This window comes from Nonomuraea sp. NPDC050394 (genome assembly GCF_044459065.1).
Taxonomy (GTDB): Bacteria; Actinomycetota; Actinomycetes; order Streptosporangiales; family Streptosporangiaceae; genus Nonomuraea.
This window is the reverse complement of record NZ_JBITIO010000001.1, coordinates 572,697-599,465: the sequence shown is the minus strand read 5'-3', so window position 1 is coordinate 599,465 and position 26,769 is coordinate 572,697. Positions and strand designations below refer to the sequence as shown.

Sequence of the window (26,769 nt, the reverse complement as noted above, 5' to 3'; positions counted from 1 at the left end):
TCATCGACCAGGTCAGATCGAGGGGAGGATCCGTGGCGCACATCGATCCGGACAGCCCGGTGCCCAAGTACTTCCAGCTGCGCGAGATCCTGCTGGACCTCATCGACAGCAACGAGCTCAGCATCGGCGCGGCGATCCCGTCCGAGCGCGAGCTCTGCCAGCGTTTCGGCCTGTCCAGGATGACGGTACGGCAGGCCGTCGATCACCTGGTGTCCGAGGGACGGCTGCACCGGGTGCCGGGAAAAGGCACCTTCGTCGCCCGCCCGAAGATCGAGCTGGCGCTCCAGCTCACCTCGTTCACCGACGACATGCGCGCCCGCGGCATGGAGCCCGGCTCGCGCGACCTGGACCGCCGCGTCGTGCGCGCCAGCGCGCACCTGGCCAAGGAACTGGGCATCCAGCCCGGCGAAGAGGTCCACTTCATCGAGCGGCTGCGTACCGCGGACGGGGAGCCCCTGTCCATCGAGCGCGCGCACATCCCGGTGAAGCTGGCCCCCAACCTTGCCGACCACGACCTTTCCGACAGATCCCTGTATGAGCTGCTGGAGAGCCGCTACGGCCTCGTCATGGACGCCGGCGAGCTCACCATAGACGGCGGCATCGCCGACCCCAGCGACGCCGACCTGCTGAAGCTGCCGCGCGGCGGAGCCGTACTCCTGCTCCAGCGCCGGTCCTTCTCCGGCGGCGTCTGCGCCGAGCTGGGCGTGTCCACCTACCGGGCCGATCGCTACCAGCTGCGCACCATCCTGGAAATGCCCGCTCGACGCTGAGGACTCCCGCAGTGAACGAGACCACAGCGGCCGCTCCGTCGCCGCTCTCCCGCGTCATGAACGTGCTGCAGCGGTTAGGCCGCTCCCTCATGCTGCCCATCGCCGCGCTGCCCGCGGCCGGGCTCTTAATGCGTTTCGGCCAGCCCGACATGCTCGGCTCCAACGGCCCCAAGCCCGGCGGCCTGGCCGACGTCGCGGGGTTCGCCTGGATGAGCAGCGTCGCCGCGGTCATCGACGCCGCCGGATCGGCCCTGTTCGAGAACCTTCCCCTGATCTTCGCCGTCGGCGTCGCCATCGGCTTCGCCCGCAAGGCCGACGGCACCACCGCGCTCGCCGCCGTCGTCGGCTACCTGGTCTTCGACCGGGTCACCAAGGTCATGTTCTTCGGCTCGGGCATCCGCGACACCGTGCTCATCAGGGAGTCCACACCCGAGGGCGTCAAAGAGATCATCGACTACGGCCTGCAGAACCCCACCAAGGTGCTCGGCGGCATCATGATGGGCCTGGTCGCGGCCATGCTCTGGCAGCGTTTCTACCGCATCAAACTGCCCTCATGGCTGGCCTTCTTCGGCGGGCGCCGGTTCGTACCGATCATCACCTCCATCGTCGCCCTCCTGCTCGGCGTCATCGTCGGCTGGGCGTGGCCGTTGCTCGGCGAATGGATCTCACACGCCGGAGAGGGCCTGGCCAACCTCGGCCCGCTTGGCGCGGGCATCTACGGCCTGATCAACCGGCTGCTCATCCCGCTCGGCCTGCACCACTTCGTCAACTCCATCGTCTGGTACGTCGTGCCGCAATGTGAGGTCGGCGGCCGGGTCCTCAGCGGCGACTGGAACTGCTACTTCGGCGGCGACCCCAACGCCGGGGAGTTCATGGCCGGGTTCTTCCCGGTGATGATGTTCGCGCTGCCCGCCGCCGCGCTCGCCATGTGGCGCGCGGCCCCCAAACACCGGCGCGCCACGGTCGGCGGCATCATGCTCTCGGCCGCGCTCGCCTCATTCGTCACCGGTGTCACCGAGCCGATCGAGTTCGCCTTCATCTTCGTGGCGCCTGTCCTGCTGGTCGTGCACGCGTTGCTGACGGGGCTCGCGATGGCGCTGACCGCACTGATCGGGGGCCAGCTGGGGTTCGGCTTCTCGGCCGGGCTACTGGACATGCTGCTCAACATCGGCAAGTCCAACACCCAGAACATCATCGGCATCCTTGTGCTGGGTGTGGTGTACGGGGTCGTGTACTACGTCGTGTTCACGTTCCTGATCCGGCGCTTCAACTTCATGACCCCGGGCCGCGAACCAGAACTCGACCTCGACTCCGGCGAAACCAGAGCCGCCCCCACCCAAAGCCGGGACCCCTGACGCCTGCCTCCTCCCCCCACAGCCACGCCCCCGAAGGGCGGCGGCCTCACGAGAGGCCCACCCCTCACGGGAGGCCCCCTCACGGGAGGCCCCCTCACGGGAGGGCCATACCCCTCGCGGGAGAGCCATCCCTCACAGAGGCTCCTCACAGGAAGCCCCTCACGGGGTCCACCCCTTGTGGGACCCGGGGAACCCGTCCCATGCGGGTCCTGCCTGGACGGGGGTGTGCGCCCTTATGGGGCTTTCCGCCCCGCGCGGCAAGGGCGTCCCCGGCGGGCATGGCGTGCCCCGAGATGGGCCGTCCGGGTCGTGGTGTCTGGCGCGGGCTGGAGCGTGGGTGAGCCGGTGGCCGGGGCGCGTGGTGGTTGTTTTTGCCGTGCGCGCGCGTGGTAGGAATCCTGCATCCCCCGGCTGATCTTCCGGGGGGAACCATGAGCACCACGAGCGCCGAAGCCGGCACGTCCTTCTGGTCGTCGGCCTTCGCCGTCCTGCAGCGCATCGGTCGTTCCCTCATGCTGCCCATCGCCGTCCTGCCCGCAGCCGGGCTGCTGCTCCGGTTCGGACAGGACGATCTGCTGGGCCGTACCGACAACGCCTTCCTCGACCGGGTCGCGGCGATCTTCGCGGCCGCGGGCGGGGCGCTGTTCGACAACCTGCCGCTGCTGTTCGCGCTGGGGGTGGCGATCGGGTTCGCGAAGAAGGCGGATGGGTCTACGGCTCTGGCCGCCTTGGTGGGGTATCTGGTGTTCGACCAGGTGACGCGGCGGATGTTCTTCGAGTCGACAGCGCCGGCCGTACACGACAAAGTGACGCAGACGCTGGTGGACGGGACGAGGGTCATCAACCAGGCGGCCTCCGCGCAGCCCACCGGCGTGCTCGGCGGCATCCTCATCGGGCTCGTGGCCGCCACCCTCTGGCAGCGCTACTACCGCATCAAGCTCCCCACCTGGCTGGCCTTCTTCGGCGGGCGCCGGTTCGTACCCATCGTCACCGCGGTGGCCGCGCTGCTGCTCGGCGTCCTCATCGGCCTCATCTGGCCGCCCATCGGCCAGGCCCTCACCAGCTTCGGCGACTGGCTGGCCACGAACTCCGCCCTCGGAGCCGGTGTGTACGGCGTCGCCAACCGCTTCCTGATCCCCCTGGGCCTGCACCACTTCGTCAACTCGATCGTCTGGACCGTCATCCCCGAGTGCACGGTCAACGGCGTCCACGCGGCCGGCGACCTCAAGTGCTACGCCATCGGCCAGCAGGGCGCGGGCATCTTCATGACCGGCTTCTTCCCGGTGCTGATGTTCGGCGTTCCCGGCGCGGCGCTGGCCATCTGGCGCGCGGCGCCCAAGCACAGGCGGGCGGCGGTGGGCAGCATCATGATCGGCGGCGCGCTGACCGCGTTCGTGACGGGGATCACCGAGCCGGTCGAGTTCGCGTTCATCTTCGTGGCGCCGCTGCTGTTCGTCGCGCACGCCCTGCTCACCGGTGCGGCGATGGCGCTCATGGCGGCGCTGGAGACGCGCCTCGGCTTCAACTTCTCCGCCGGACTGTTCGACATGCTCCTGAACGCCAGCAAGTCCAACACGTGGGGCCTCGGACTGATCATCCTGATCGGACTGGCGTACTTCGCGCTGTACTACGTGTTGTTCTCGTTCCTGATCCGGCGCCTGAACATCCCCACACCCGGACGCGAGCCAGAAGACACGCCCAGCAGTGCCAGTCCGGCGGATTCCGCCACACCCTGACCGCCGTTTTCACTGTGTCCGAAAGGATTTCGCGCCGGTCGCAAGCCCGTGCGGCCGGTCCTTAACACGATCATGTCCATCCATCCTGGAGCTCCAACCAGAGATGATCTTCTTCGCCATTCTCCGCATTTCGGCGGTCCCGGCGAGAAAGTCGGGGGCCGGGGTATCTGATGGCGTGGCCGAAAACTCCTTCTTACGACGCCGATCCAACCCCCCTGAAGGAGCGCCGTGTCCCCAGAAATCGGAATCCTCCCGCTGCCCGAGCCGCCCTACGACGGCGACCGGCCCCGCGTCGACGGCGCGCTGGCACTCAAGCCGTTCATCTGGGGCCCGGCCGGGGCCTTGCCGGACGAGCGCCGGTTGCGGCTGTTCGGGCAGGCGCTGGCCGAGGTGCTTGCCGGAAGGCGACCGGCCGAGAACCTCGCCGACCGGTTCACCGAACGGGCCTACAACGAGTTGCTCCAGGCCGGACGCATGATCGACACCGAGCGGCCGCCGTTCGTCGGAGTGCCGCACGTCAACGAGCCGCGGGACGGGGCGATCGAGATGTGCCTGCTGGTGCACGGCGGCGACCGCAGCCGCGTCCTGGCCGTGCGCCTGGAGCGCCGGGGAGTGCAGTGGGTGTGCACCGACTTCGAGACCGCCTGACGCGGCGCCGTACCGGAGAGCGCGGTACCCAAGAGCGTCTCGTGACGCGGCGCCGTACCGGCGGACAGAGAACGCGGAAAGGCCCCCGCCCCCGAGGTGGGGAGCGGGGGCCTTTCGCGGTGCGCTAGGCGGCGTTCTTGGGGTCGCCGTGGCAGCGCTTGAACTTCTTGCCCGAGCCGCACGGGCACGGCGCGTTGCGCTCGACGTTGCCGTAGGCGGCGCGCTCGGCGGCGGTCGTGCGGACCCTGGTGTGCTCGACCTCGCCCTGCTCGCCGGGCGCGGAGTACTCCAGCTCGGCGGGACGCTCGGGGCCGCGTAGCCCGCGCGCGATGATCGAGCGGGTCTCCGCCATCATCTCGTCCTCCTCCTCGACGATCGGGTTCTCCTGAACCTCGACCTCGATGTTGAAGAGGAAGCCGACCGAGTCCTCCTTGATGCCCTCAAGCATCCCGGAGAACATCTCGAAGCCCTCGCGCTGGTACTCGATCTGCGGGTCCTTCTGCGCGTAGGCCCGCATGCCGATGCCCTCGCGCAGGTAGTCCATCTCGTAGAGGTGCTCGCGCCACTTGCGGTCGAGGACCGACAGGATGACGCGGCGCTCGAACTCGCGGGTCGCCTCGGCGCCGAGTTCCTCCTCGCGCCGGACGTAGGCGTTGAGCGCGTCCTCCTTGACCTTCGTGCTGATCATCTCGGCGGTGACCTCCTCGCGGCCGCCCGCCTCCTCGATGAACTCCTCCAGCTTGAGCGAGACCGGGTAGAGCTCGCCGAAGGCCTTCCACAGCTTGTCGAGGTCCCACTCCTCCGCGAAGCCCTCCGCGGTGGCGCCGGCCACGTAGCCTTCGACGACCTCCTCGATGAAGCCGCGCACCTGCTCGTGCAGGTCGGCGCCTTCGAGGACGCGGTGGCGCTCGGCGTAGATGACCTTGCGCTGGCGGTTCATGACCTCGTCGTACTTCAGAACCTCCTTGCGGATCTCGAAGTTCTGCTGCTCGACCTGGTGCTGGGCGGAGGCGATGGCCTTGGAGACGATGCCCGACTCGATCGGCTGGTCGTCGGGGATGTTGAGCCTGGTCATGATCATCTCGACCCTGGCCGAGTTGAACAGGCGCATCAGGTCGTCGCCGAGCGAGAGGTAGAACCGGGACTCGCCGGGGTCGCCCTGGCGGCCGGCGCGACCGCGCAGCTGGTTGTCGATGCGGCGCGACTCGTGGCGCTCGGTGCCGAGAACGTACAGGCCGCCGAGCTCGGTGACCTCGTCGTGCTCCGCGCGCACCGCGGTCTTGGTCTTCTCCAGGACCTCGGGCCAGGCCTTCTCGTATTCCTCCGCGGTCTCGACCGGGTCGAGGCCCTTGGCGCGGAGCTCCAGGTCGGCGCGGAACTCGGAGTTGCCGCCGAGCATGATGTCGGTGCCTCGGCCGGCCATGTTGGTGGCGACGGTGACGGCGCCCTTGCGGCCCGCCTCGGCGATGATCGCGGCCTCACGCGCGTGGTTCTTCGCGTTGAGCACCTCGTGCTGGACGCCGCGGCGCTTGAGCGCCTTCGACAGCCGCTCGGACTTCTCCACCGAGGTGGTGCCGATGAGGACCGGCTGACCGGCGTTGTTGCGCTCGACGATGTCCTCGACCACGGCGGCGAACTTGGCGTCCTCGGTCTTGTAGACCACGTCCGCCTGGTCCTTGCGGATCATCGGGCGGTTGGTCGGGATCGGGACCACGCCGAGCTTGTAGGTCTGATGGAACTCGTTGGCCTCGGTGACGGCGGTGCCGGTCATGCCGGACAGCTTCTCGTAGAGGCGGAAGTAGTTCTGGAGGGTGACGGTGGCGAGCGTCTGGTTCTCGTCCTTGACCTTCACGCTCTCCTTGGCCTCGATGGCCTGGTGCATGCCCTCGTTGTAGCGCCGGCCGTGCAGGATGCGGCCGGTGAACTCGTCGACGATGAGCACCTCGCCGTCGGCGACGATGTAGTCCTTGTCCTTCTTGAACAGCTCCTTGGCCTTCAGGGCGTTGTTCAGGAAGCCGACCAGGTGGGTGTGCTCGGGCTTGTACAGGTTGTCGATGCCGAGCCAGTCCTCGACCTTGGCGACGCCGTCCTCGAGGATGCCGACGGTGCGCTTCTTCTCGTCGACGATGTAGTCGCCGGTGCTCTCCTCGCCCTGGTTCTTGGCCTCGACGCCGCGGCGGAGCCTGGGAACGATCTTGGCGAACTCGGCGTACCACTTGCCGGACTGCTCGCCGGGGCCGGAGATGATCAGCGGCGTACGGGCCTCGTCGATGAGGATGGAGTCGACCTCGTCGACGATGGCGAAGTTGTGGCCGCGCTGCACGCACTCGTCCAGCGACCACGCCATGTTGTCGCGCAGGTAGTCGAAGCCGAACTCGTTGTTGGTGCCGTAGGTGATGTCCGCCTCGTACTGCTTGCGCCGCTCGTCGGGCTGCTGGCCCGAGAGGATCATGCCGACGTCGAGGCCGAGGAAGCGGTAGATGCGGCCCATGTTCTCGGCGCCGACACGCACCAGGTAGTCGTTCACGGTGATGACGTGAACGCCCTTGCCGCTGATCGCGTTGAGGTACGCCGGGAGCGTACAGGTGAGGGTCTTGCCCTCACCGGTCTTCATCTCCGCGATGTTGCCCATGTGGAGCGCGGCCCCACCCATGATCTGCACGTCGAAGTGCCGCTGGCCGAGGACGCGCCTGGCGGCCTCGCGCACGGTCGCGAACGCTTCGGGAAGCAGATCTTCGAGGGACTCGCCGTCGGCGTAGCGCTGTCGATACTCGTCCGTGAGCGCGCGCAGCTCCGCGTCGGACATACTTCCGAAGTCGTCCTCGATGGAGTTGACCTGATCGGCGATGCGCTTCAGCTTGCGGAGGGTCTTGCCTTCGCCGGCACGTAGGATCTTGTCGAGAATGGCTGCCACTTTATGTAAAGCTCCTCGCAGGTCTACCCCGGCGGCGCCGCCAGGAGGAGAGGCCGAGACAAACTTCCCCGTTGCCATCGTAGGCGGTCTCGCTACCAGACACAGCCAATGCGACGGGCCACCCGCATCCCCCTTCTGGGAGAATGGTGTTTCGGCAGAGCGTATGCCGAAGTAGACCGATCTCGCACCAATGACTGGCTGGCGGGAGAACATAGGAAGGACAAGGCCATGTCAGGCGGACAAAACCTAGGCAATCACGCCGGCCGCGCGTCGTCGTGGCTCGCGGTGACGGTCGCCCTCGCGGGCTTCATCGTCGCCGGAGTCGGCATGCCCGTCGAGAGCTGGCTGATGATCTGGATCGGCATCGGCCTCGTCGTCGTGGGCGCCATCCTCGCTCTCGTGTTCGACATCATGTCCGACGTCGTGATCGACGCGCCGCGGGTCGGCATGCGAGCGGAGCACCACCGCTAGGACCTCCACGACGGCGGGCGCTCGGCGATCGTGCCGGTGCCCGCCGTTCTGTCGGAGTCCCCCCGTACTGTCAGTGCCCCGTCCTGTGTCGCGCGCCCGTCCTGTGTCGGGTGCCCGTCCTGTGTCGGGTGCCCGTTCTGTCGGGTGCCCGTTCTGGTCAGTGCTGGTTCTGTCGGGTGCCTGTTCTGTCGGTGCCCCCGGTTAGCATTTCCGGCATGCTTCTGACCGCCGACGACGCCCGCCGGATCATCCTGCGCGCCCAGGGCCTGCTGGGCTCCGACGGCCGCAAGGGCGGCCCCCACGCCGTACTCCGCAGACTCGGCGCCGTGCAGCTCGACACCGTCTCGGTGCTGGCCCGCTCCCACGAACTCGTGGCCTACGCCCGCCTGGGCGCGGTCGGCAGGCAGAAGGTCGAGCGCGCCTACTGGCACGCCCCCGCCCAGAGCTTCGAGTACTGGTGCCACGCCGCCTGCATCCTGCCCATCGAGCACTGGCCCCTCTACTCCTTCCGCCGCCGGGCGTACCGCGAGCGCCGCTTCCGCTGGCACCAGGTCCCCGACGGCGTGGAAAAGCTCCTCGATCAGGTACGGCAGAGCGGCCCCATCACCACCTCCGACGTCGGCGGCGCCAAGAACGGCGGCACCTGGTGGGACTGGTCCGATTCCAAGATCGGCCTGGAGTGGCTGCTCGACATCGGCGAGCTCGTCTGCACCCGCCGCGTGGGCTGGCGCCGCGTCTACGACCTGGCCGAACGCTCCGTCCCCGCCGACCTGCTCGGCCAGGACCTCACCGACGAGGAGTGCATCGTACGGCTGGCGGGCGTGGCCGGCCGTTCCCTCGGTGTGGCCACCACCACCGACCTCGTCGACTTCCTGCGCGTACGCAACCACCACCGCTCGATCCTGGAGGAATCCCTGGCCAACGGCGCGGCCGGCCTGGTCCCGGTAGAGGTGTCAGGCTGGGGCCAGAAGGGCAGGCCCGCCAAGGCCTGGGCCGACCCGGTGGCCCTGGAGTCCGCCCCGCGCGGCCGCCACCGGGCCACGCCGATCTCCCCGTTCGACTCGCTCATCTGGCACCGGGGGCGCACGTCACGCGTGTTCGGCTTCGACTACACGCTGGAGCTCTACGTCCCCAAGCACAAGCGCGTCCACGGCTACTTCACCATGCCGATCCTGGCCGGTGGCAGACTCATCGGCCGCGTGGACCCGGGCCGCGAGGGCACGACGTTCGTGGCCCGCCAGATCAGCCTCGAACCCGGCCTGTCGGTGTCGAAGTGGGGCGACTCGGTCCGGGAGGCGCTGTGGGAGGCGGCTTCGTGGGTCGGCTGCGACACCGTCCGGGTAGAGCGCGCCGACCCCTCCCTGACCACCCACCTCCAAGCCACCCCCGCCTGACACTCCAACCACCGGCATACCCGACCAGAGCTGCCCGTGGTCACCCGGTCCGGGCTGGCCGTGGTTGCCAGGTCCGGGTACGGCACGCCCGGATGACGGCTCGCCACACCGGCGACAGACGTGGACCCCGGCCTCCTGGTCCGCAGACGGGAACCCGAACCCGCCCCTGATGAGCGAGCTCCACGGATGACATCTGCGGCGTCTGGGGAGGCCGGAAGGGTGGCCAGGCTCTTGCCACAGCGTGCCACCGGGCCCGACACGCGTCCGCCAGGAGGCCAAGCCCGGGGTGGGTGTATGGCAGCCGGTATGGGGACGGGTTCACCGGGCGAGAGACAGGTTGCCCGGTGAAGGACAGGCCGGTCGGTATGGGGACTGTTGCCGGTGAAGGACAGGTCGGCCGGCCTGAGGACTGGTTGGCCGGCGAGAGACCGGTTGGCCGGTAGGGACGGTTAGCCAGTGAAGGGCAGGTTGGCCGGTGTGGGGACGGGTTGAAGGTGGGTGGGGATCGCTTCCCGGGTTGGGAGCGATCCCCTTGGTTTGCCGGCTAAGCGGGTTGGATCGTCAGGTGATTTCCAGCATGCGCTCACGCACCGCGTAGACCACGGCCTCCATCCGCGAGTGCAGTTGCAGCTTGTCCAGGATGTTGCGGACGTGGTTCTTCACCGTGTTCTCCGAGATGAAAAGCTGCTTGGCGATCTCCCGGTTGTTCATGCCCTTGGCCACCAGGCGCAGCACTTCCATCTCGCGCTCGGTCAGGCGGGGGACGGGGAGCTGGGGCGGCCGTTCGGCCTCCTTGCGGCTCATGTTGGCGAACTCGGTGATGAGCTTGGCGGCCATGGCGGGGTTGATGAGGGACTGGCCTTCGTGCACCCCGCGCACGGCGTCGGGGACGTCGTTGATCTGGACGTCTTTCAGGAGGTAGCCGGTGGCTCCGGCCTTGATGGCCTCGAAGAGGTCTTCTTCCTCGTCGCTCACGGTCAGCATGATGATGCGCGTGCTGGGGACCGAGGCCTTGATGCCCTTCGTGGCCTCGATGCCGTCCTGGCGCGGCATCCGCACGTCCATGAGCGCCACGTCGGGCATGAGGCGGTCGGCCATCTCGACCGCCTCCTGACCGTCGCTCGCCTCTCCGACCACCTCGATGTCGGCCTCAGCGGCCAGTGCCAGCGCGAGACTGCGCCTGATCAGCTCGTGATCGTCCACGATCAGCACGCGGATCGGCTCGTCTCTCTCCGGCGTGGGGGTCTCGCCGCTGTCAGTCACGGAGCCTCCTCAGCCGGTCGTCGGCCGAGTACCCTCGCCTGCCCCGCATGGTCACGGAGCCTCCTTCGGCTCCGCGACCGCCGCGTGCGGCCTGATCTGCCCGTGACGGGCGCCGCGCGGGATGTCACGCACGGCGCCGCTGTCGTTGATCCGCTCGATCACACGGCCTCCCTGATCGGCCGCGCGACGGTGTTGTCGTCGCTTCGCGTGGGCTCGCCGATGGGAACTCCTCGCCGGAGGGCTTGGAGTTCGCAACCGCGAACGCTTCGCTCGCTCACGTCTCCTCCTCGTGGGGGGCCAGAGCCGTTGAACCGCCAATGATGGCACGGGTGCCGCGGTCCTAGGGTGGTCGAGAAGATCTTCTGATCCGGCGATCAGGGCTCTACGAGCCTCAACACGCCGTAGTTGTAGCCGCGCCGGTTGTACACGACGCTCGGCTGACCACTCTCCTTGTCACGGAACAGGTAGAAGTCGTGGCCGACCAGCTCCATCTCGAGGAGGGCCTGGTCGATGGTCATGGGTTCCGCTTTGTGATTCTTCTCCCGGACGATGAGCGGACCGTCGCCGTCCATTTCGATGGGGACGATGTCGTCGTACTGCTTGTCGTCAGGCAGGTCGTCCACTTCGGGTTCTGCCTGTTCGGGGACCACCTTGGCCTTCCGCGGCGCCGATTCGGCGACGTCGCCGAGGGTCGCGGTCAGCTCTGCCACCGAGGGGATGGCGTGGTTGCCGTGGTGGACCTTACGGCGGTCGGCCAGTCTCCTGAGGCGGCCTTCCAGTTTGTCGAGTGCGATGTCGAGGGCGGCGAATCGGTCGTCGGCCGACGCCTCGGCGCGGATCGCCGGGCCTCGGGAGTGAATGGTCAGCTCGACGCGCTCACGCTGGTCGGTGATGCGCGGATTGCGCTCCTTCGACACCTCCACATCGACTCGAATGAGCTTGTTGTCCAGACGCTCGATCCTGGCCAGCTTGGTCGTCACCAAGTCGCGGAACCGGTCGCTCACTCCTGTGTGCCGGCCCTTGACGATGATGTCCATGCAACAGCCCCCCTTCGTCTAACGACTGAGAAAGAGCACCCGACGACGTGCCTGCCGGGCGGGGTCTTCTGTCTGCCTTTCTCTCACCGTTACCCTCTTCCGACGATTCGTTACCGGGAACTCGGTGTATGGCACCCGCCCGGCCGACCTGGTCTTCGACCCCACATTCGCCTGCTGAGGGTTTCGCAGCTCTGCTGCCACTACTGCCCTTCTCTCCTGACGAGGGACATCTGGACCCTCGGGAAGGCAGGACTTACCCCTAAGCCGCACCGTGATCAGTCGACAAAGAGTCGCTTTACGTGGACCGTTTCGCCTGCGGCTGGCATCGGCTAGCAGAGCCGGGAGCCCCGGCTCTGCGCAACCACGGACCCGAACGGGTGCCATGTCAGAACGCTATCTGCATCGGGAGGGAATGTCAGCCGGAGGATCGGTCAAAGGATCACTTTCCGTGATTTTCTCTCGTCTTACATGAGGCGTGCGATGCCCCTTTTGGTGGGGCCGTATCCCTTATGGACGCGCCTCTCTAGAGGGGTGAGCTGCCACAGCGCGCCGACCAGGCAACGTAGATGTGGCCCCAAGGTGAGACAGACCACTGACACCCGTTCTCACCGAGCGTGATGGTAAAGCGTTTCAAGATCTTCGGCGTGTCGCGGCGATCGTCACGGCCGCCACCACCTCGATCCCCGCCGACCGCAACGCCCGCGCGGCCTCCGCCAGCGTGGCGCCGGTGGTCACGATGTCGTCCACAAGGACCGCAGAGGCCCCTGGAGCGCCTCGCAGCCGACCGGTGACCCTGAGAGACGACCGGAGGTTGGCGGCCCGCTCCGTGGCGCTCAGGCCCGCCTGGTCAGCCACCCGCCGCGCCTGCGCCAGCGCCGGAACCAGCACGGCCCGCACGCCCGCCGCCCGCATCCGCGAGGCGGCCAGGGCGCCCAGCCGCCGCACCGGATCGTGCCCACGCCCCCGTACGGCCCGCCGCGCACTCGGCACAGGCACCACCACGACACCCCCGGCACCCCCGGCACCCCCGACACCCCCGGGAGCCCCGGGAGCCCCGCCCCGCGCCGCCAGCGCCGTGAGGGCCGTGTACGCCAGCGCCTCCCCCAGCGGCACCGCCAGCCCGGTCTGCCCACGCTCCTTGTAGGCCAGGATCGCCTCACGAAGCGACCCCGAGTAGTCACCCGCCGACCAGCACCGGGGCAGCCCGGCGGGCACCGGAACCGGCGTCCGCGGCGCCACCGTGCGGACCCACCCGGCCAGGCACCCGTCGCACACCCGCCCCATATGGGCCAGACCGCATCCCAGGCAGACCTGCGGCGCCAGCACGTCCAGCAAAGCGGTGAACATGACGCACAGCCTGCCGGGCGTCACCGACAGTTCTCATCCCGGCGCGAAGAGTGTCACCGACGGTTCTCATCCCAGCGGGAAGATCGGCTCCTGCGAGGTCTCCTTGACCTTGGTGACCCACCCCTGCTGGTCCTTGAACTCCAGGATCTCCGCGGGGCCGCCGGTCGCCTCGTCCAGGGTCCCCGCCATGATCTGCGGCCCCAGAGCGGCGATCGAGTCGAGGCGCTTGTCGGAGGTCAGCGTGGCCGTCTCCCCGTCGCCGACGTCGATCTCCATGAGCGTTTGCCCGGCCTTGCCCGAGACCAGGACGAGCAGGTGCTCGCCGTCGCGCCAGGCGATGTCCTTGATCGTCTCGTCCTGGCGGACGGTCAGCAGTTGCTGGAAGTTGCCGAGCATCAGCCCGAGGCTGCCGCCGGTGATGGCGCCCACGCGTACTTCCCTGCCGCCCACCCCGGCGGCCACGCGTACCCCGTCACGTGAGATCCGCAGGTCGGTGACGTCCTTGCCGTCGAGTTCCGGCGCCGCCACCCGCGTCGGCGCTCCGCCTTGGTCGCGGCGCAGCACGGCGCCCGAACCTTTCTCGAACGCCCACAGCGATCCGTCGCGATGCCAGGAGGGCGAGGTGAGCCGGCCTTCCATGACCCGCTCCCACCGGCCGTTCGGATTGACGGGGGCGACGTAGATGCCGTCGGCGCCCACCGCCGCGACCTTGTCCCCGTCCTTGGAGAGGGCCTGGCCGGTGTAGCCGTTCGGCTTCCCCGCCTGGCCGTTGACCGCGTTGCCCGCGCCCTCGGTGCTGGTGAAGTGCACCGCGCCGCCGGTGGTGTAGTAGGAGGGGCTCTTCGTGGACGGATACCAGGTCTGGGCGTCGTTGGGCTGGATGCCCAGGATGTACGGCTCGCCGTTGTGCATCACGTCGATGGGCTGTGCGGCGGTGACCTTCTCCAGGCTGGCGCGGAGCTGGGCCTTGAAGGCGTCGGTGTCGGCCAGAGCCGGCGCGCCGCTGAGGCTGATGACCACCTTGTCGTCGGTGGCCGTGACGGAGTCCACGCCGACGTTGCCGGTCAGCGCGGTGCCGACGGCGCCGCGCAGCGCGCTGCTCGGCCCCTTGAGCAGCCGCTCGATGATCGTCTCCGCGAGGTTCTCGCCCGGCTTGAGCCGCAGATGAACCGCGTCGGAGACGAGCAGCCCGTCCGGCTTCTGCGCGCCGTTGAGGTAGTAGAGCAGCGTGGGGCGGTAGGCCCGGTCGACGTCATCGGCCCGCATCACCAGGCCGTTCTTCAGCCCGCCGTCGACGCGCCAGCCGCCGGCCTCCTTCTTGAGGTACACGGTCTGCGTCAGCTTCCCCGTGTCGGACACGTACCGGTCGTCGTCCTCGAGGCGCGCGATCTTGTTCGCGGTGAGCTCTACCGTCCCGTTGCCCTCCTTGAACGTGGGCGGATCGATCACGGTGATCGGCCCCACGGGACGCCAGGCGTTGCGCGCCTTCTGCGTCATGTACTGCAGGAGCGTCGTGGGGTCGTCGGGGTAGGCGGCCATGGCGGCGAGCATCCCCTCGACGACCTTCTGCGGCGTCCAGTCGTTCTTGGGCGGGGAGACGATCATGCGCACGAAAGGCTTGGTCAGGTCGCCGCCCACCGCCTCCTCCGGCGCGGTCGGGCTGCCCACCGGGATGACCGCGCAGCCGCACGACAGCACGAACGCGAGCGTGAGCACCGCGGCCAGGGCCCGTCTGCTACTCGTCATGGAGGTCCCCCGTGGCCGGGGTGAGCACCGGCGTCATGTGGCCGCGCCAGGTGCGGCGCATCTCCACCTCGGGCGGCACCAGCGACAGCGGCGAGCCCTTCAGGTCGAGCCCCGCCGCCCTGGGCAGCGTCAGGCGGAACTGCGAGCCGTCCCCCGGCTGCCCCCAAGCCTGCAGCCAGCCGCCGTGCAGCGTGGCGTCCTCACGCGAGATCGCGAGGCCGAGCCCGGTGCCGCCGATGGTCCTGGCCCGCGAGGGGTCGGCCCGCCAGAAGCGGTCGAAGACCATGTTGTCCTCGCCGGGCTTCAGACCAACCCCATGATCCCGTACGGCTACCGCCACCGAGTCCCGGTCGGCCCCGACCGACACCACGATCTCCTTGCCCTCGCCGTGCTCGATGGCGTTGAACAGCAGGTTGCGCAGGATCCGCTCGACCCGGCGGCTGTCGATCTCGGCCATGCAGGGCTCGCTGGGCAGCCGCAGCTCGAAGCGGGTGGAGTGCCGCTCGGCCAGCGCCTCGGAGTCGGCGATCGCGCGCAGGACCACGTCGCGCACGTCGGTGGAGTCGAGGTCGAGCGTGGCCGCGCCGGCGTCGTAGCGGCTGATCTCCAGCAGGTCGGCCAGCATCGACTCGAAGCGTTCGAGCTGGGCCTGCATGAGCTCGGCCGAGCGCGAGGCCATCGGGTCGAAGTCCTCGCGGGCGTCGTAGAGCAGGTCGGCGGCCATGCGCACGGTGGTCAGCGGGGTGCGCAGCTCGTGCGAGACGTCGGAGACGAACTGCCGCTGGACCTGCGAGAGCTCCTCCAGCTGGTGGATCTTCAACGCCAGGTTGGCCGCCATCTCGTTGAAGGAGGTGGCCAGGCGGGCCAGGTCGTCCTCGCCGCGCACCTTGAGCCGTTCGTCGAGCTTTCCCGAGGCCAGGCGCTCGGCGGCCTGGCGGGCCAGCCGTACCGGAGTGACGACCTGACGCGCGACCAGGTAGGCGATGGCGGCGAGCAGGAGCACGAGGCCCACGCCCACGACGACCAGCAACTGACGCACCGAGGTGAGCATCTCGACTTCCTGCGTGAGCGGGAAGAAGTGGTAGAGCTCGTAGTTCTGGACGCCGGTCTCGCCGGGGACGCTGATCACGACGCCGGTGGCCAGGGTGGGACGGGGCTCGCCCTTGACCGGGATGGTCGTCAGCCAGGAGTACGGATGGTCGAACTTCTGGCGCTTGACGTCACGATCGAGGTATTCGCTCAGCTGGAGCGGGATGTCGGCGGGGTTGACGTTGCCGATCGCGCGGGATCTGCCGGGCTCGTGGGGGTTGAGGACGAGCAGGTCGTAGCGCAGGCGCGGGGCGTTCTCACTGACGCCGGCGATGGCGTTGAGCACCTGGTCGAGCGGGTCGGGCGGCTGCTTCTTGCCCGCTTCTCCGGCCTTGGAGTCCTCGGGCTGCTTCTGGGCCAGGGCGGCGAGGATCTGGGTGCGGTCGCTGAGCGCCTCGTTCATCGCCGCGCGGGCGCGTCCGTTGACGACGCTTTCGTTGATCTCCTGGAACAGGAAGGCGCCCAGCACCGCCACCACCGTCATGGAGATCACCAGCGTGCTGGTGACCACCTGAAGCTGGAGTGAGCGGCGCCAGACGCGCCTGACCGTGCCCACCGCACGCCTGGTCCGCCGCCGTACGCCGCCGAGGATCTGGCGGAGCGTACGGCGGCGGCCGGCCTTCTTCGTCGTCGGGGGCATGGCTCGGGGTGGTCCGGCGCTAGGCCGGGCCTGCCTTGTATCCCACGCCGCGGACCGTCACCACGATCTCCGGGTGCTCGGGGTCCTTCTCGATCTTGGCCCGGAGCCGCTGGACGTGCACGTTGACCAGACGGGTGTCGGCCGCGTGCCGGTAGCCCCAGACCTGCTCGAGCAGGACCTCGCGGGTGAAGACCTGGCGCGGCTTGCGCGCCAGTGCGACGAGCAGGTCGAACTCCAGCGGCGTGAGGTTGATGGTCTCCTCGCCGCGCTTGACGGAGTGGCCCGCCACGTCGATGGTGATGTCGCCGATCTGCAGGATCTCGGGTGTCGGCTCGTCGGTACGGCGCAGCCGCGCGCGTACCCGAGCCACGAGTTCCTTCGGCTTGAACGGCTTGACGATGTAATCGTCGGCCCCGGACTCGAGTCCGAGTACGACGTCGATCGTGTCGCTCTTGGCGGTGAGCATCACGATCGGAACCCCCGACTCCGCCCTGATCCTGCGCGCGACGTCGATGCCATCCGCCCCCGGCAGCATCAGGTCGAGCAGAACCAGGTCCGGGCGTGTATCCCGGAACGCGTCGAGGGCCTTGTCGCCGTCGGAGACAAAGGATGGTTCGAAGCCTTCTCCGCGCAACACGATGCCAAGCATCTCGGCGAGAGCGGCGTCGTCGTCGACGACCAGCACGCGACCTTTCATGGCCCCTCATTCGTTCTACGCATTGTGGGACATACCCGCATGATTGCTGTAGGTTACCCGTGCCCAGCTCATGGGTGTGACTCCAGCACATCAAAAGCCGAATTTTAGACTTGCAGCGGCGTCCACCTTCTCAGTCTGCGGTAACCGGCCGACTTTCGGCTATCCCCGAAGTTCTGCCCGGGCCGGAAACACCCTGGAATGCAGGGGTAGTTCAGCCGGGCGAAACGACCGCGTGACCCCAATGAGTCGCCCACCATGCCAGGATTGGGATATGTCAGACGGTCCTTCGCCCGAGCGGCCACCAGGATGGTCGGCCGAGCAGCCCCCACCCTACGGCGCGCCGCCGGCTTCCCCATGGACCGCGCCCGGATCCGGGCCGCAGCCGGTCTCCTACGGCCAGCCGTACGGTGAGCAGCCGCCCCCGCCCCCGCCCCACGGCGCGCAGCAACAGCCTCCCCCGCCTCCTCCCGGGGCGCAGCCGTACCAGCAGCTGCCGCCTCCGCCCGGATATGGCCACATGCCGCCTCCACAGCACCTGCGGCCCGGCATCATCCCGCTGCGCCCGCTGGGGCTCGGCGACATCCTCGACGGCTCCATCAAGTTCATCCGCTCCAACCCGAAGGCCATTCTCGGCATGTCCGCGCTGGCCGCCGCCCTCGCCGCGGTGCCCGTGGCGATCGCCACCGCGGTGATGAACGGCCAGCTGAGCTCGCTCAGTCGCGACCCGGAGAGCATCAGCACCGGTGGGATGCTCGGCACCGTCGCCGCCGGGTACGGCGGCCTCCTCGTCTCGGCGGTCGTCGGCTTCGTCGTGACCACCGTGCTCACCGGCATCCTGACCCGCATCCTCGGCCGTTCGGTCTTCGGCGGGAAGATCACGCCCGGCGAGGCGTGGCACCTGGTCAAGGGCAGGATCGGCGCGCTGTTCGGCGTCGTGCTGCTGGTCGGGCTGGTGATGCTGGCACCTGTCGTACCGCTGGTGGCGCTCTTCGTCGTCCTCGGCATGAACACCAGCTCGGCGGAAGGCGCGTTCGGCCTGATCGGGCTGGGCCTGCTGATGCTCCTGCTGTACGCCGGGTACGCGTTGTTCTTCAACACCAGGTTCGCCTTCGCCGCGCCCATCGTGGTGCTGGAGGGCCGCGGGCCGGTCGAGGCCATGAAGCGCTCGTGGCGGCTGGTCTCCGGCGACTTCTGGCGCGTGCTCGGCATCCTGCTCCTGACCGGGATCCTGGCGTACCTGGTCAGCAGCGTCCTGAGCATTCCCTTCTCCTTCGCCGCGCAACTGCTGGGTGTGGCGGGCGCCGGCGGCGCCGGCGTGATCGCGATCAGCGCCGTCCTGATCGCGATCGGCGCCACGCTGGCCTCGATGATCGTCTATCCGTTCCAGGCGGCGGTCGCCGGTCTGCTCTACGCCGACCGCAGGATGCGCAGCGAGGCATTCGACCTGGTCCTCCAGACCGCGGCGATCGAGCAGCAGCGACAGGGGTGGGTGCACTCCTCCGCCGACGAGCTCTGGCACCCGTCGAACGCCGCCCGGTCGTGACCCCGATAGGCCGGGACGAGGCGCGGCGCCGCGCCGCGGAAGAGCTGCTCAGGCCCGAGTACGAGAAGGAAGGGCTGCTCGCCCGCATCACCCGCGTGGTCCAGCAGTTCATCGGCGACCTGCTGGACGCCGCGACGGGCGGCGGCGCCGCGGGCGGCGTCATCGCGGCGATCCTCATCGGGCTGATCATCCTCGGCGTCGCCGCGCTGGTCGTCTGGCGGCTGCGCAAGACGTCCCGGCGCAACGCCCCCGCCACCGGCCTCGTCTTCGACGATCGCACGCTGACCGCCGCCGAGCACCGCGCCATCGCCGAGCGGCTGGCCGCCGAGCAGCACTGGAGCGAGGCGGTCCAGGAACGCCTGCGCGCCATCGCCCGTGACCTGGAGGAGCGCGCGCTCGTGAACGGCATGCCCGGCCGCACCGCCGACGAACTGGCCGCGGAGGCCGGAGCCGCGCTGCCCGCGTTCGCCGGTGAGCTGGCCGCCGCCGCGCGCTCCTTCGACGACGTCACCTACGGCGACGTGCCCGGCACCCCCGCCGCCTACGACGCGATGACCTCCCTGGACCAGCGGCTCCAGGCGGCGAAGCCGGTGCTGGCATGAGCGTGAGCACCTCGCCCACCACGGGTTCGCTGTGGCGGGCCGGCCGGTTCTGGATCGCGCTCGGCGCGCTCGTCGCGGTGACCGCGATCATCGGCGTGGCCCTCGCGCCCGGCGCGCGCGAGCCACGCCGCCTCGACCCCGCCGACACCTCGCTGGAAGGCTCGAAGGCGCTGGCCGAACTGCTGCGCGGGCGCGGCGTCACCGTCGACAGGGTCGACTCGGTCGAGGCCGCCATCGCCAAGGGCGGCGGCAGGCTCCTGCTCGTCACCCACACCGCCTACTTCGACTGGCAGCAACTCGACCGGCTCGCGCAGCTCCAGGGCGACCGGGTGATCGTCGGCGGACTGGACGGGCTCGACGTGCTGGCTCCCGGCGTCACGCCCGCGTCCGGGTCGGCCCGGGTGCGCTCCAGAGAGCCCGAGTGCGACCTGCCGGCCGCCAGGGCCGCGGGCAGCGCCCGTCTGGGTGGCGACCTGTTCAGGGGCGCCAACGGCTGTTACCCGGGTGAGAAGGGCTCGACGCTGGTCCAGGCGCCCGGCGGGGGCGGCACGGTCACCGTGCTCGGCGACGGCACGTTCATGACCAACCAGTACCTGGCCGAGGACGGCAACGCCGCGCTCGCGCTCAACCTGCTCGGGACCAAGCCGGCCGTCACCTGGCTGGTACGTCCCGACCAGCCGCCGACCGGCAGTCTGGCCGGGGCGGGCGGCAAGTCGCTGGGCGAACTGGTGCCGGACACCGTGCCGTGGGCTGTGCTCACCGCCTGCCTGGCCGTGCTCGTCACCGCCTTCTGGCGCGGGCGCAGGCTCGGGCCCGTCGTGGCCGAGAAGCTGCCCGTCGTGGTGCGTGCCGCCGAGACCGTCGAGGGCCGCGGGCGCCTCTACCGGGCCAGGCGGGCCAGGGAACGCGCCGCCGCCGTGCTCAGAGCCGGGACCGTCGACCGGCTGACGCCGCGGGTCGGGCTCGCGCCCGGCGCCGGTCAGCACGAGGTCGTGGCTGCGGTGGCCGTACGGACGGGGCAGGACGCGCGTCAGGTCGGCGGCGCCCTGTACGGCCCGCCGCCCGCCGACGACGCCGGGCTCGTCGCCCTGGCCCGATACTTGGAATTCATCGAAAGGATCGTGCGTGAACACTGAGGAGACGACGCGCGTCGCCGCCACCGCCCGGGGCGATTCGGCCAGGGAAGCGCTGGGCGCGCTGCGTGCCGAGGTGTCCAAGGCCGTGGTCGGCCAGGACGCGGTGGTGACGGGGCTGGTCATCGCACTGCTGTGCCGCGGGCACGTGCTGCTCGAAGGCGTACCGGGCGTCGCCAAGACCCTGATGGTGCGTACGCTGTCGTCGGCGCTGGCCCTGGACTTCAAGCGGGTGCAGTTCACCCCCGACCTGATGCCAGGCGACGTGACCGGCTCGCTGATCTACGACGCGAAGACCGCCGAGTTCGAGTTCCGCGAGGGACCCGTCTTCACCAACCTCATGCTCGCCGACGAGATCAACCGCACGCCGCCGAAGACGCAGGCCGCGCTGCTGGAGGCCATGGAGGAGCGGCAGGTCAGCGTCGAGGGCACCGCGCGCATGCTGCCCGACCCGTTCGTGGTGTGCGCCACCCAGAACCCCGTCGAGTACGAGGGCACCTACCAGCTCCCCGAGGCCCAGCTCGACCGGTTTCTGCTGAAGCTGACCGTGCCGCTGCCGCCGCGCGAGCAGGAGATCGCGGTGCTCCAGCGCCACGCGAGCGGCTTCGACCCGCGCGACCTGTCGGAGATCAAGCCCGTCGCCACCGCCGAGGACCTCGCCGCGGGCCGCGAGGCCGTCGCGAAGGTGCACGTGGCGCCCGAGGTGCTCGGCTACATCGTCGACGTCGGCCGGGCCACGCGCACCTCGCCGTCGCTGCAGCTCGGCGTCTCGCCGCGTGGCGCCACCGCGCTGCTGGCCGCCGCGCGGGCGTGGGCGTGGCTGTCCGGCCGGCCGTACGTCACCCCCGACGACGTCAAGGCGCTGGCCCGTCCGGCGCTGCGCCACCGCATCCAGCTGCGGCCGGAGGCCGAGCTGGAGGGCGCGACCGCCGACGGCCTGCTCGACGGCATCCTGGCCTCGGTCCCGGTCCCGCGCTGATGGCTCTCACGGGGCGGGCCGCGCTGGTCGCGGCGGTGGGGATCGTGGTGGTGCTGATCGCGCCCGAGCCGGGGTTCGCGCTGCTCGGCTGGCTGTTCGTGCTGGCCGCCGCGATCACCGTGGATCTCGTGCTCGCGGGCTCCGTGCGCCCGCTACGCTTCCACCGCTCAGGCGACAATCTGGTACGGCTCGGCCAGACCGGCACCGTCGAACTGACCGTGGAGAACCCCGGCCCCCGCAGGGTCCAGGGCGTGCTCAGAGACGCCTGGCCGCCCTCGGCCGGAGCCGCGCCCCGCGAGCTGAAGCTGGACGTCCCGGCGGGCGAACGCCGCCGCCTGGTGGTGACGCTGACCCCGACCAGGCGCGGCGACCGCGCCTCCGCCTCGGTGACGGTCCGCTCCGTGGGCCCGCTCGGCCTGGCCGCCAGGCAGGGCGCCCACAGCGCGCCCTGGTCGGTACGCGTGCTGCCGCCGTTCCTGTCCCGCAAGCACCTGCCCTCGCGCCTGGCCAAGCTGCGTGAGCTCGAAGGCCAGCATCCCGCGCTGGTGCGCGGCCAGGGCACCGAGTTCGACTCGCTGCGCGAGTACGTGGTCGGCGACGACGTGCGTTCCATCGACTGGCGGGCCAGCGCCCGCCGCCACGACGTGGTCGTCCGCACGTGGCGTCCCGAACGCGACCGCAGAGTCCTCATCGTCCTGGACACCGGCCGCACGTCGGCGGGGCGCGTGGGCACGGCCCCCGTCCCGCTGACCGGCGACACCGGCAGGGCGCCCCTGGAGTCCCTGACCCCGTCGGACCAGGCCCGCCCCGTGCCCGGCTGGCCCCGCCTGGACTGGTCCATGGACGCCGCGCTGCTGCTGGCCGCCCTGGCCGCCCGCGCCGGCGACCGCGTCGACTTCCTCGCCTACGACCGCGCGGTGCGCGCCTGGGTCTCCGGCGCCTCCCGCACCGAACTGCTCACCGCTCTCGTCAACTCCATGGCCCCCATCGAGGCGGAACTCATCGAAGCCGACTCCCCCGGCATGGTGGCCAACATCCTGTCCCGCGCGAAGCGCCGCTGCCTCGTGGTCCTGCTGACCGACCTGAACGCGTCGGCGCTCGACGAGGGCCTGATGCCGGTACTACCCCAGTTGTCCTCGCGCCATCTGGTCCTGGTGGCCGGAGTGTCCGATCCGGCGGTGGCCGACATAGCAGGCCGCAAGGCGACGGCGGAAGAGGTGTACGACGCCGCTGCCGCCGAATACACCCGCATCGAACGCCGCCGGATCACCGCGAGGTTGCGCCGTCACGGGGTGGAGGTCGTGGACGCCGCCCCTGAGGACATCGCCCCCGCCCTGGCCGACGCCTACCTCGCCCTGAAGGCCGCCGGCCGCCTCTGATCCCGGGTCAGGCCGTCGGGGCGAGGTCGGGAGCTCGTTCCACGTCGCCGGTCTCCTGGGCCCGCATGGCCCGGCGGCCGTAGTAGACCACGTACGCCAGGAAGGCCGCCTCGGCCAGGACGCCGATGGCGATGCGGGCCCAGGTCGGCAGGCCGGACGGGGTGACGAAGGCTTCGATCAGGCCCGACACGAACAGCACCACGACCAGGCCCATGGCCACGCTCATCACCGCCCTGCCCTGCTCGGCCAGCGCCTCCGCGCGCCTCCTGGGACCTGGGTCGATGACCGTCCAGCCCAGTCTCAGTCCCACCGCCGCGGCCAGGAAGACCGCCGTCAGCTCCAGCAGGCCGTGCGGGGTGATCAGGCCGAAGAAGATGTCGAGCTTGCCGCGGGAAGCCATGAGCCCGCCGGAAACGGCGACGTTGGCGGCGTTCTGGAACAAGAAGTACGGGATGGGCAGGCCCATGAAGATGGCGCCGATGAGCATCAGCGCTGCCACCCACGCGTTGTTGATCCACACCCGGCTGGCGAAGGACGCCGCCGGGTTCTCGGAGTAGTAGTCGGCGAAGTCGTGCTCGACCAGCTGGGTGATCTCCTCGGGTGTGGCGATCGCGCGCTGCACCTCGGGGTTGCCCGCCACCCACGCGCCCATCACCCACGCCACGACGACGAACGCCACCGTCGCTCCCAGCCACCACCACCGCGCCCGGTAGGCCACCACGGGGAACGACACCGTGAAGAAGCGCGCGAACTCCCGCCACGCCGGCACGTGCGCCCCCGTCACCGCCGAGCGCGCCCGCGCCACCAGGGCGGACAGGCGGCCGGTCAGCATCGCGTCGGTCGAGGCCGAGCGGACGATGGACAGGTGCGTCGACACCCGCTGGTAGAGCTCGACGAGCTCGTCCACCTCCGCCCCGGTCAGCCTGCCGCGGTGCTTGACCAGATGCTCCAGCCGATCCCAGGTGGGACGGTGTGCGGCGATGAACGCGTCGATATCCACCCGACCATTGTCACCGACTAGGCTCCCGGTATGTCCGAGGTTGTGACGGGAGACGCCGTCGTCGTCGAAGTACGCGTGGCGCAGATGCCCTCGCGGGCCGTCGCGGTCGTGATCGACATGCTGGTCCAAGGCATTCTGATGATCGGGTTCGCCGTCCTGCTGATCAACTTCGCGGGCATCAGCGACTCCGCGTTGTTCGCCGCGGCCAACATCGTCATGGTCGTGCTCGTGATCGTCGGCTACCCCGTGCTCTTCGAGACGGCCACGCGCGGACGCAGCCTGGGCAAGATGGCGCTCGGCCTGCGGGTGGTGGGTGACGATGGCAGTCCAGAGCGGTTCCGGCAGGCGTTGATGCGGGGGCTGGCGGGAGTGATGGAGTTCTGGATGTTCTCCGGCGCCCCGGCCCTGATCTCGTCGCTGGTCTCGCAGCGCGGCAAGCGGCTCGGCGACGTGTTCGCAGGGACGATCGTGATCTCGGAACGGGCGCCGCGCGACACCACCCAGGCGATCGTGATGCCGCCGCAGCTGGCCGCATGGGCCGCGAGGCTGGAGTTGTCCCAGTTGCCCGACGAGGTGGCCTCGGCCGCCCGGCAGTACCTGTCGCGGTGGTACGACCTCGCGCCCGCCGTACAGCACGAGATGGGTGTGCGCATCGCCAACCAGGTCGCCTCCTACGTCTCGCCCGCCGCCCCCGGGGGCGCGCCGCCGCACGCGTACCTGAGCGCCGTCCTGGCCGAGCGCCGCCGCCGCGAGGAGGTACGGCTCGCCCGCCACACCCGCCCCCAGGCCCCTTGGAGCCAGCCCCCGGGCCCCCAGAGCCCCCAGCCCACCGGCTCCCCGCACCCCCAGCCCACCGGCTCCCCGCACCCCCAGCCCGCCGGCTCCCCGCACCCCCAGCCCGCCGGCTTCCCGCACCCCCAGCCCATCCCCGCGCCTCCGGCCCCCTGGGCTCAGCCCCCCGGCGCCCCGCACCCGCGGCCCGTCAGCGCCCCGGTTTCGCCGGGCCCTTGGGCGCTGCCCGGACAGCCGGCGCCCGCCCAGCAGGCGGTCCAGCCCCAGCCCGCGGCTGGATGGCACCCGGGCCCCACGCTTCCGCCGCCCCAGCCGGCGCCCGGTCAGCCCGGGACCGGATGGCAGCCCGGCCAGGTGAGCCCTCAGCATCCGACGCCGCACCCCGCCCATCCGGGACCCGTTCGGTCGGGACCCGAGGTGGACCGGCGGCCGACGGCGTTGCCCGACTACGGCAGGCCGGAGGAGCCGCCCGGTGTCACGCCCGGCGGGTTCGCGCCGCCTGCCTAAGACCTGCCCGGAGCGTTCAGTAGCCGTACTGGGTCTGGGTGTTGAGGACCTTGAGCTTCACCTTCTTGGCCGGGTCGGTGCGCGGGTCGTCGATGCGCAGCACGTCCAGGCCCTTCTGGATGTCGCTGCTGTAGACGTGGCCGTTGTAGTAGTACGCCGACCAGGAGCCGGCGATGTCGGTGCCCTTGAACGGCGGCCGTTCGAAGTAGCCGATCTCCTGCGGCCGGGCGGGGTCGGTGAAGTCGACGAACGAGACGCCGCCCTGGTACCAGGCCTGGACCATGATGTCCTTGCCCTTGACCGGGATGAGCGAGCCGTTGTGGGCCACGCAGTTCTGGCGCTTGTCCCGGGTGCGGGGGATCTTGAAGTACGCCCGCTTGGCCAGTTCCCCGCCGGAGATGTCGTACACGGCGTCGGCGCCCCGCTCGGGCCCGGTGGCCTTGTCGCAGACGCCCGCCGCGCCGCCGCCGAGCTCGTCGGTGAAGAACACCTTGGTGCCCGCGTTGTTGAACGTGGCCGAGTGCCAGAAGGCGAAGTTCTCGTCGGTGACGCGGGCGGTGACCTTGGGCTTCTCGCGGTCGGCGATGTCGAGCAGCACCCCGTCGCCCATGCAGGCGCCGGCGGCGAGGTCCTTGGCCGGGTACACGGTGATGTCGTGGCAGCCGGAGGTGGTCGCCCCGCCGGACTGCTCGGGGAAGAGCACGGGCGTGGCGACGACCTTGGCGGCGGTGGGCTTGTCCAGCGGCACCTTGACGATGGAGATCTTGTCGTGCGGCGGCTTGCACCCGGCGAGAATGTCCCCCGGCCCGTACGAGGAGACGTAGAGGTAGACCGCCTTGCCCTTCTTGTCCGGCACCAGCGTGTGCGTGTGGGAGCCGCAGGCGGTCCTCACGGCCTTGACGTACTTGGGCCGCGCCTTGTCACTGATGTCGAAGATCCGGATGCCTTCCCAGGCGCCCTTGTCCGTCGGCAAACCGTAGTCGCTGGAACAGGCGTCACCGGAACGCGACTCGTCCACGGACAGGAACAGCAGCTTCCCGGTGACGGACACGTCGTTCTGCGCCCCGGGACACGAAACGCGACTGACGACCCGCGGCTTGGCCGGGTCGCCGATGTCGTACACGGTGAAGCCGTTGTAGTTGCCCTGGTACGCGTACCGCCCCTGGAAGGCCAGGTCGGTGTTGTAGGCGTCCTCGGCGGCGAAGGGCGCCTGCTTCGGCACGTTGGCCACGTGCTTGACGTTGGCGCTGGTCTTGGGCTTTTCGGCCGCGTGGGCGGGCACGGCGCCCAGGAGCGCCAGTCCGGCCACCGCGGACATCAGGACCCTGCCGACTCTGGACACCACACAGACCTCCCCTGATCACCTGATGTCCCACTATGTCAGCAATCTTGACCGTAACGGCGCCCGGCCCCGTCCGACGTGAGAAGCGACCCCCACGATCGGCGCCCGCGCACGACGGCGGGTGGCGGTGGGGCGGCCTGCCGTAGGGGATGGAGGGCCGTGACGGAAGGAACCACCACGGGAGAAGCCGCGCCGTGCGGGCGGGAGGAGGCGAGGAGACAGGACCCGCGTCGCGGAGGAAGGGCGGCGGCGACCGGCCGGGCGGGAAGAGGCGAGGCCAGTGTGGTGGCGGGGCGGAACGGTGAAAAGGGGCTCGCCCCCACACCTTCCGTGTGGGGGCGAGCCTTAAAGCGGGCGAGCGTTGAAGCGGGCGGGACTTGAAGTG

General features: G+C 69.9%; 21 protein-coding genes. 12 read left to right on the top strand and 9 right to left on the bottom strand.

Going from position 1 to position 26,769, the window contains the following annotated elements; genetic code table 11:
* Positions 1–32: 32 nt before the first annotated feature.
* From ACIBKY_RS02980 to ACIBKY_RS02965, 4 genes are all read left to right on the top strand, one after another.
* A complete protein-coding gene (locus tag ACIBKY_RS02980) occupies positions 33–770 on the top strand; it encodes a GntR family transcriptional regulator (RefSeq protein WP_184957724.1) in 738 nt (245 codons plus the stop codon).
* 11 nt (positions 771–781) lie between these two features.
* A complete protein-coding gene (locus tag ACIBKY_RS02975) occupies positions 782–2,125 on the top strand; it encodes a PTS transporter subunit EIIC (protein WP_397093915.1) in 1,344 nt (447 codons plus the stop codon).
* A gap of 431 nt (positions 2,126–2,556) precedes the next feature.
* A complete protein-coding gene (locus ACIBKY_RS02970; RefSeq protein WP_397093913.1) occupies positions 2,557–3,861 on the top strand; it encodes a PTS transporter subunit EIIC in 1,305 nt (434 codons plus the stop codon).
* 228 nt (positions 3,862–4,089) lie between these two features.
* Positions 4,090–4,509, top strand: a complete 420-nt coding sequence (locus ACIBKY_RS02965) for an Rv3235 family protein (RefSeq protein WP_379609855.1) — start codon at positions 4,090–4,092, stop codon at positions 4,507–4,509.
* 124 nt (positions 4,510–4,633) lie between these two features.
* On the opposite strand, the gene secA is transcribed toward ACIBKY_RS02965, so the two are convergent.
* On the bottom strand, positions 4,634–7,423 hold the full coding sequence (gene secA / locus ACIBKY_RS02960; protein ID WP_397093911.1) for a preprotein translocase subunit SecA: 2,790 nt from the start codon (positions 7,421–7,423) through the stop codon (positions 4,634–4,636).
* Positions 7,424–7,651: 228 nt separating this feature from the next.
* Between secA and ACIBKY_RS02955 the strand changes: the two genes are divergently transcribed.
* Positions 7,652–7,894: an HGxxPAAW family protein gene (locus ACIBKY_RS02955; protein ID WP_184957727.1), complete on the top strand. Its 243-nt coding sequence runs from the start codon at positions 7,652–7,654 to the stop codon at positions 7,892–7,894.
* A 215-nt stretch (positions 7,895–8,109) separates the two neighbouring features.
* Positions 8,110–9,288 (top strand): winged helix-turn-helix domain-containing protein, encoded by a 1,179-nt coding sequence (locus ACIBKY_RS02950; RefSeq protein WP_397093910.1) that lies wholly within the window; start codon positions 8,110–8,112, stop codon positions 9,286–9,288.
* A 561-nt stretch (positions 9,289–9,849) separates the two neighbouring features.
* On the opposite strand, the gene ACIBKY_RS02945 is transcribed toward ACIBKY_RS02950, so the two are convergent.
* From ACIBKY_RS02945 to mtrA, 6 genes are all read right to left on the bottom strand, one after another.
* Positions 9,850–10,551, bottom strand: coding sequence for a response regulator transcription factor (locus tag ACIBKY_RS02945; protein WP_184957729.1), 702 nt, complete (start codon positions 10,549–10,551; stop codon positions 9,850–9,852).
* 374 nt (positions 10,552–10,925) lie between these two features.
* Entirely contained in the window at positions 10,926–11,588 is a 663-nt protein-coding gene (gene hpf, locus ACIBKY_RS02940; RefSeq protein WP_379609860.1) for a ribosome hibernation-promoting factor, HPF/YfiA family, read from the bottom strand.
* Positions 11,589–12,218: 630 nt separating this feature from the next.
* On the bottom strand, positions 12,219–12,935 hold the full coding sequence (locus ACIBKY_RS02935) for a ComF family protein (protein ID WP_397093908.1): 717 nt from the start codon (positions 12,933–12,935) through the stop codon (positions 12,219–12,221).
* 66 nt (positions 12,936–13,001) lie between these two features.
* Positions 13,002–14,681: an LpqB family beta-propeller domain-containing protein gene (locus tag ACIBKY_RS02930; RefSeq protein ID WP_397093907.1), complete on the bottom strand. Its 1,680-nt coding sequence runs from the start codon at positions 14,679–14,681 to the stop codon at positions 13,002–13,004.
* Positions 14,671–16,410, bottom strand: coding sequence for an MtrAB system histidine kinase MtrB (mtrB, locus tag ACIBKY_RS02925; protein WP_397093905.1), 1,740 nt, complete (start codon positions 16,408–16,410; stop codon positions 14,671–14,673). The genes ACIBKY_RS02930 and mtrB overlap by 11 nt, the downstream gene beginning before the upstream one ends.
* Positions 16,411–16,429: 19 nt before the next feature.
* Entirely contained in the window at positions 16,430–17,107 is a 678-nt protein-coding gene (gene mtrA / locus ACIBKY_RS02920) for an MtrAB system response regulator MtrA (protein WP_043620615.1), read from the bottom strand.
* A 271-nt stretch (positions 17,108–17,378) separates the two neighbouring features.
* On the opposite strand from mtrA, the gene ACIBKY_RS02915 reads away from it, so the two are divergent.
* The 5 genes from ACIBKY_RS02915 to ACIBKY_RS02895 are packed head-to-tail and all read left to right on the top strand — an operon-like array spanning position 17,379 to position 22,743.
* Positions 17,379–18,650, top strand: a complete 1,272-nt coding sequence (locus ACIBKY_RS02915; protein WP_397093903.1) for a glycerophosphoryl diester phosphodiesterase membrane domain-containing protein — start codon at positions 17,379–17,381, stop codon at positions 18,648–18,650.
* Complete coding sequence (locus tag ACIBKY_RS02910; protein ID WP_397093901.1) at positions 18,647–19,252, top strand: DUF4129 domain-containing protein; 606 nt, start codon at positions 18,647–18,649, stop codon at positions 19,250–19,252. Before ACIBKY_RS02915 ends, ACIBKY_RS02910 begins: the two co-directional genes overlap by 4 nt.
* Positions 19,249–20,388 (top strand): DUF4350 domain-containing protein, encoded by a 1,140-nt coding sequence (locus ACIBKY_RS02905; RefSeq protein ID WP_397093900.1) that lies wholly within the window; start codon positions 19,249–19,251, stop codon positions 20,386–20,388. Before ACIBKY_RS02910 ends, ACIBKY_RS02905 begins: the two co-directional genes overlap by 4 nt.
* Positions 20,378–21,364, top strand: coding sequence for an AAA family ATPase (locus ACIBKY_RS02900; RefSeq protein ID WP_397093899.1), 987 nt, complete (start codon positions 20,378–20,380; stop codon positions 21,362–21,364). The genes ACIBKY_RS02905 and ACIBKY_RS02900 overlap by 11 nt, the downstream gene beginning before the upstream one ends.
* Positions 21,364–22,743 carry a DUF58 domain-containing protein gene (locus tag ACIBKY_RS02895; RefSeq protein ID WP_397093898.1) on the top strand — a complete coding sequence of 460 codons (1,380 nt, stop codon included), beginning with the start codon at positions 21,364–21,366 and terminating at the stop codon, positions 22,741–22,743. The genes ACIBKY_RS02900 and ACIBKY_RS02895 overlap by 1 nt, the downstream gene beginning before the upstream one ends.
* Positions 22,744–22,750: 7 nt before the next feature.
* On the opposite strand, the gene ACIBKY_RS02890 is transcribed toward ACIBKY_RS02895, so the two are convergent.
* On the bottom strand, positions 22,751–23,743 hold the full coding sequence (locus ACIBKY_RS02890) for a stage II sporulation protein M (protein ID WP_397093897.1): 993 nt from the start codon (positions 23,741–23,743) through the stop codon (positions 22,751–22,753).
* 30 nt (positions 23,744–23,773) lie between these two features.
* Between ACIBKY_RS02890 and ACIBKY_RS02885 the strand changes: the two genes are divergently transcribed.
* Positions 23,774–25,042, top strand: a complete 1,269-nt coding sequence (locus tag ACIBKY_RS02885; protein WP_397093896.1) for an RDD family protein — start codon at positions 23,774–23,776, stop codon at positions 25,040–25,042.
* A 16-nt stretch (positions 25,043–25,058) separates the two neighbouring features.
* Here ACIBKY_RS02885 and ACIBKY_RS02880 read toward each other — a convergent pair whose 3' ends face one another.
* Complete coding sequence (locus tag ACIBKY_RS02880) at positions 25,059–26,360, bottom strand: LVIVD repeat-containing protein (RefSeq protein ID WP_397095438.1); 1,302 nt, start codon at positions 26,358–26,360, stop codon at positions 25,059–25,061.
* Positions 26,361–26,769 lie beyond the last annotated feature (409 nt).

What these genes read in the sequence shown, in the direction of transcription:
- ACIBKY_RS02970 (WP_397093913.1), top strand. Translation starts at nt 2,557, where the DNA reads ATGAGCACCACGAGCGCCGAAGCCGGCACGTCCTTCTGGTCGTCGGCC.
- ACIBKY_RS02955 (WP_184957727.1), top strand. Translation starts at nt 7,652, where the DNA reads ATGTCAGGCGGACAAAACCTAGGCAATCACGCCGGCCGCGCGTCGTCG.
- ACIBKY_RS02950 (WP_397093910.1), top strand. Translation starts at nt 8,110, where the DNA reads ATGCTTCTGACCGCCGACGACGCCCGCCGGATCATCCTGCGCGCCCAG.
- hpf (WP_379609860.1), bottom strand. Translation starts at nt 11,588, where the DNA reads ATGGACATCATCGTCAAGGGCCGGCACACAGGAGTGAGCGACCGGTTC.
- ACIBKY_RS02935 (WP_397093908.1), bottom strand. Translation starts at nt 12,935, where the DNA reads ATGTTCACCGCTTTGCTGGACGTGCTGGCGCCGCAGGTCTGCCTGGGA.
- ACIBKY_RS02930 (WP_397093907.1), bottom strand. Translation starts at nt 14,681, where the DNA reads ATGACGAGTAGCAGACGGGCCCTGGCCGCGGTGCTCACGCTCGCGTTC.
- mtrB (WP_397093905.1), bottom strand. Translation starts at nt 16,410, where the DNA reads ATGCCCCCGACGACGAAGAAGGCCGGCCGCCGCCGTACGCTCCGCCAG.
- mtrA (WP_043620615.1), bottom strand. Translation starts at nt 17,107, where the DNA reads ATGAAAGGTCGCGTGCTGGTCGTCGACGACGACGCCGCTCTCGCCGAG.
- ACIBKY_RS02915 (WP_397093903.1), top strand. Translation starts at nt 17,379, where the DNA reads ATGTCAGACGGTCCTTCGCCCGAGCGGCCACCAGGATGGTCGGCCGAG.
- ACIBKY_RS02905 (WP_397093900.1), top strand. Translation starts at nt 19,249, where the DNA reads ATGAGCGTGAGCACCTCGCCCACCACGGGTTCGCTGTGGCGGGCCGGC.
- ACIBKY_RS02895 (WP_397093898.1), top strand. Translation starts at nt 21,364, where the DNA reads ATGGCTCTCACGGGGCGGGCCGCGCTGGTCGCGGCGGTGGGGATCGTG.
- ACIBKY_RS02885 (WP_397093896.1), top strand. Translation starts at nt 23,774, where the DNA reads ATGTCCGAGGTTGTGACGGGAGACGCCGTCGTCGTCGAAGTACGCGTG.
- ACIBKY_RS02880 (WP_397095438.1), bottom strand. Translation starts at nt 26,360, where the DNA reads ATGTCCGCGGTGGCCGGACTGGCGCTCCTGGGCGCCGTGCCCGCCCAC.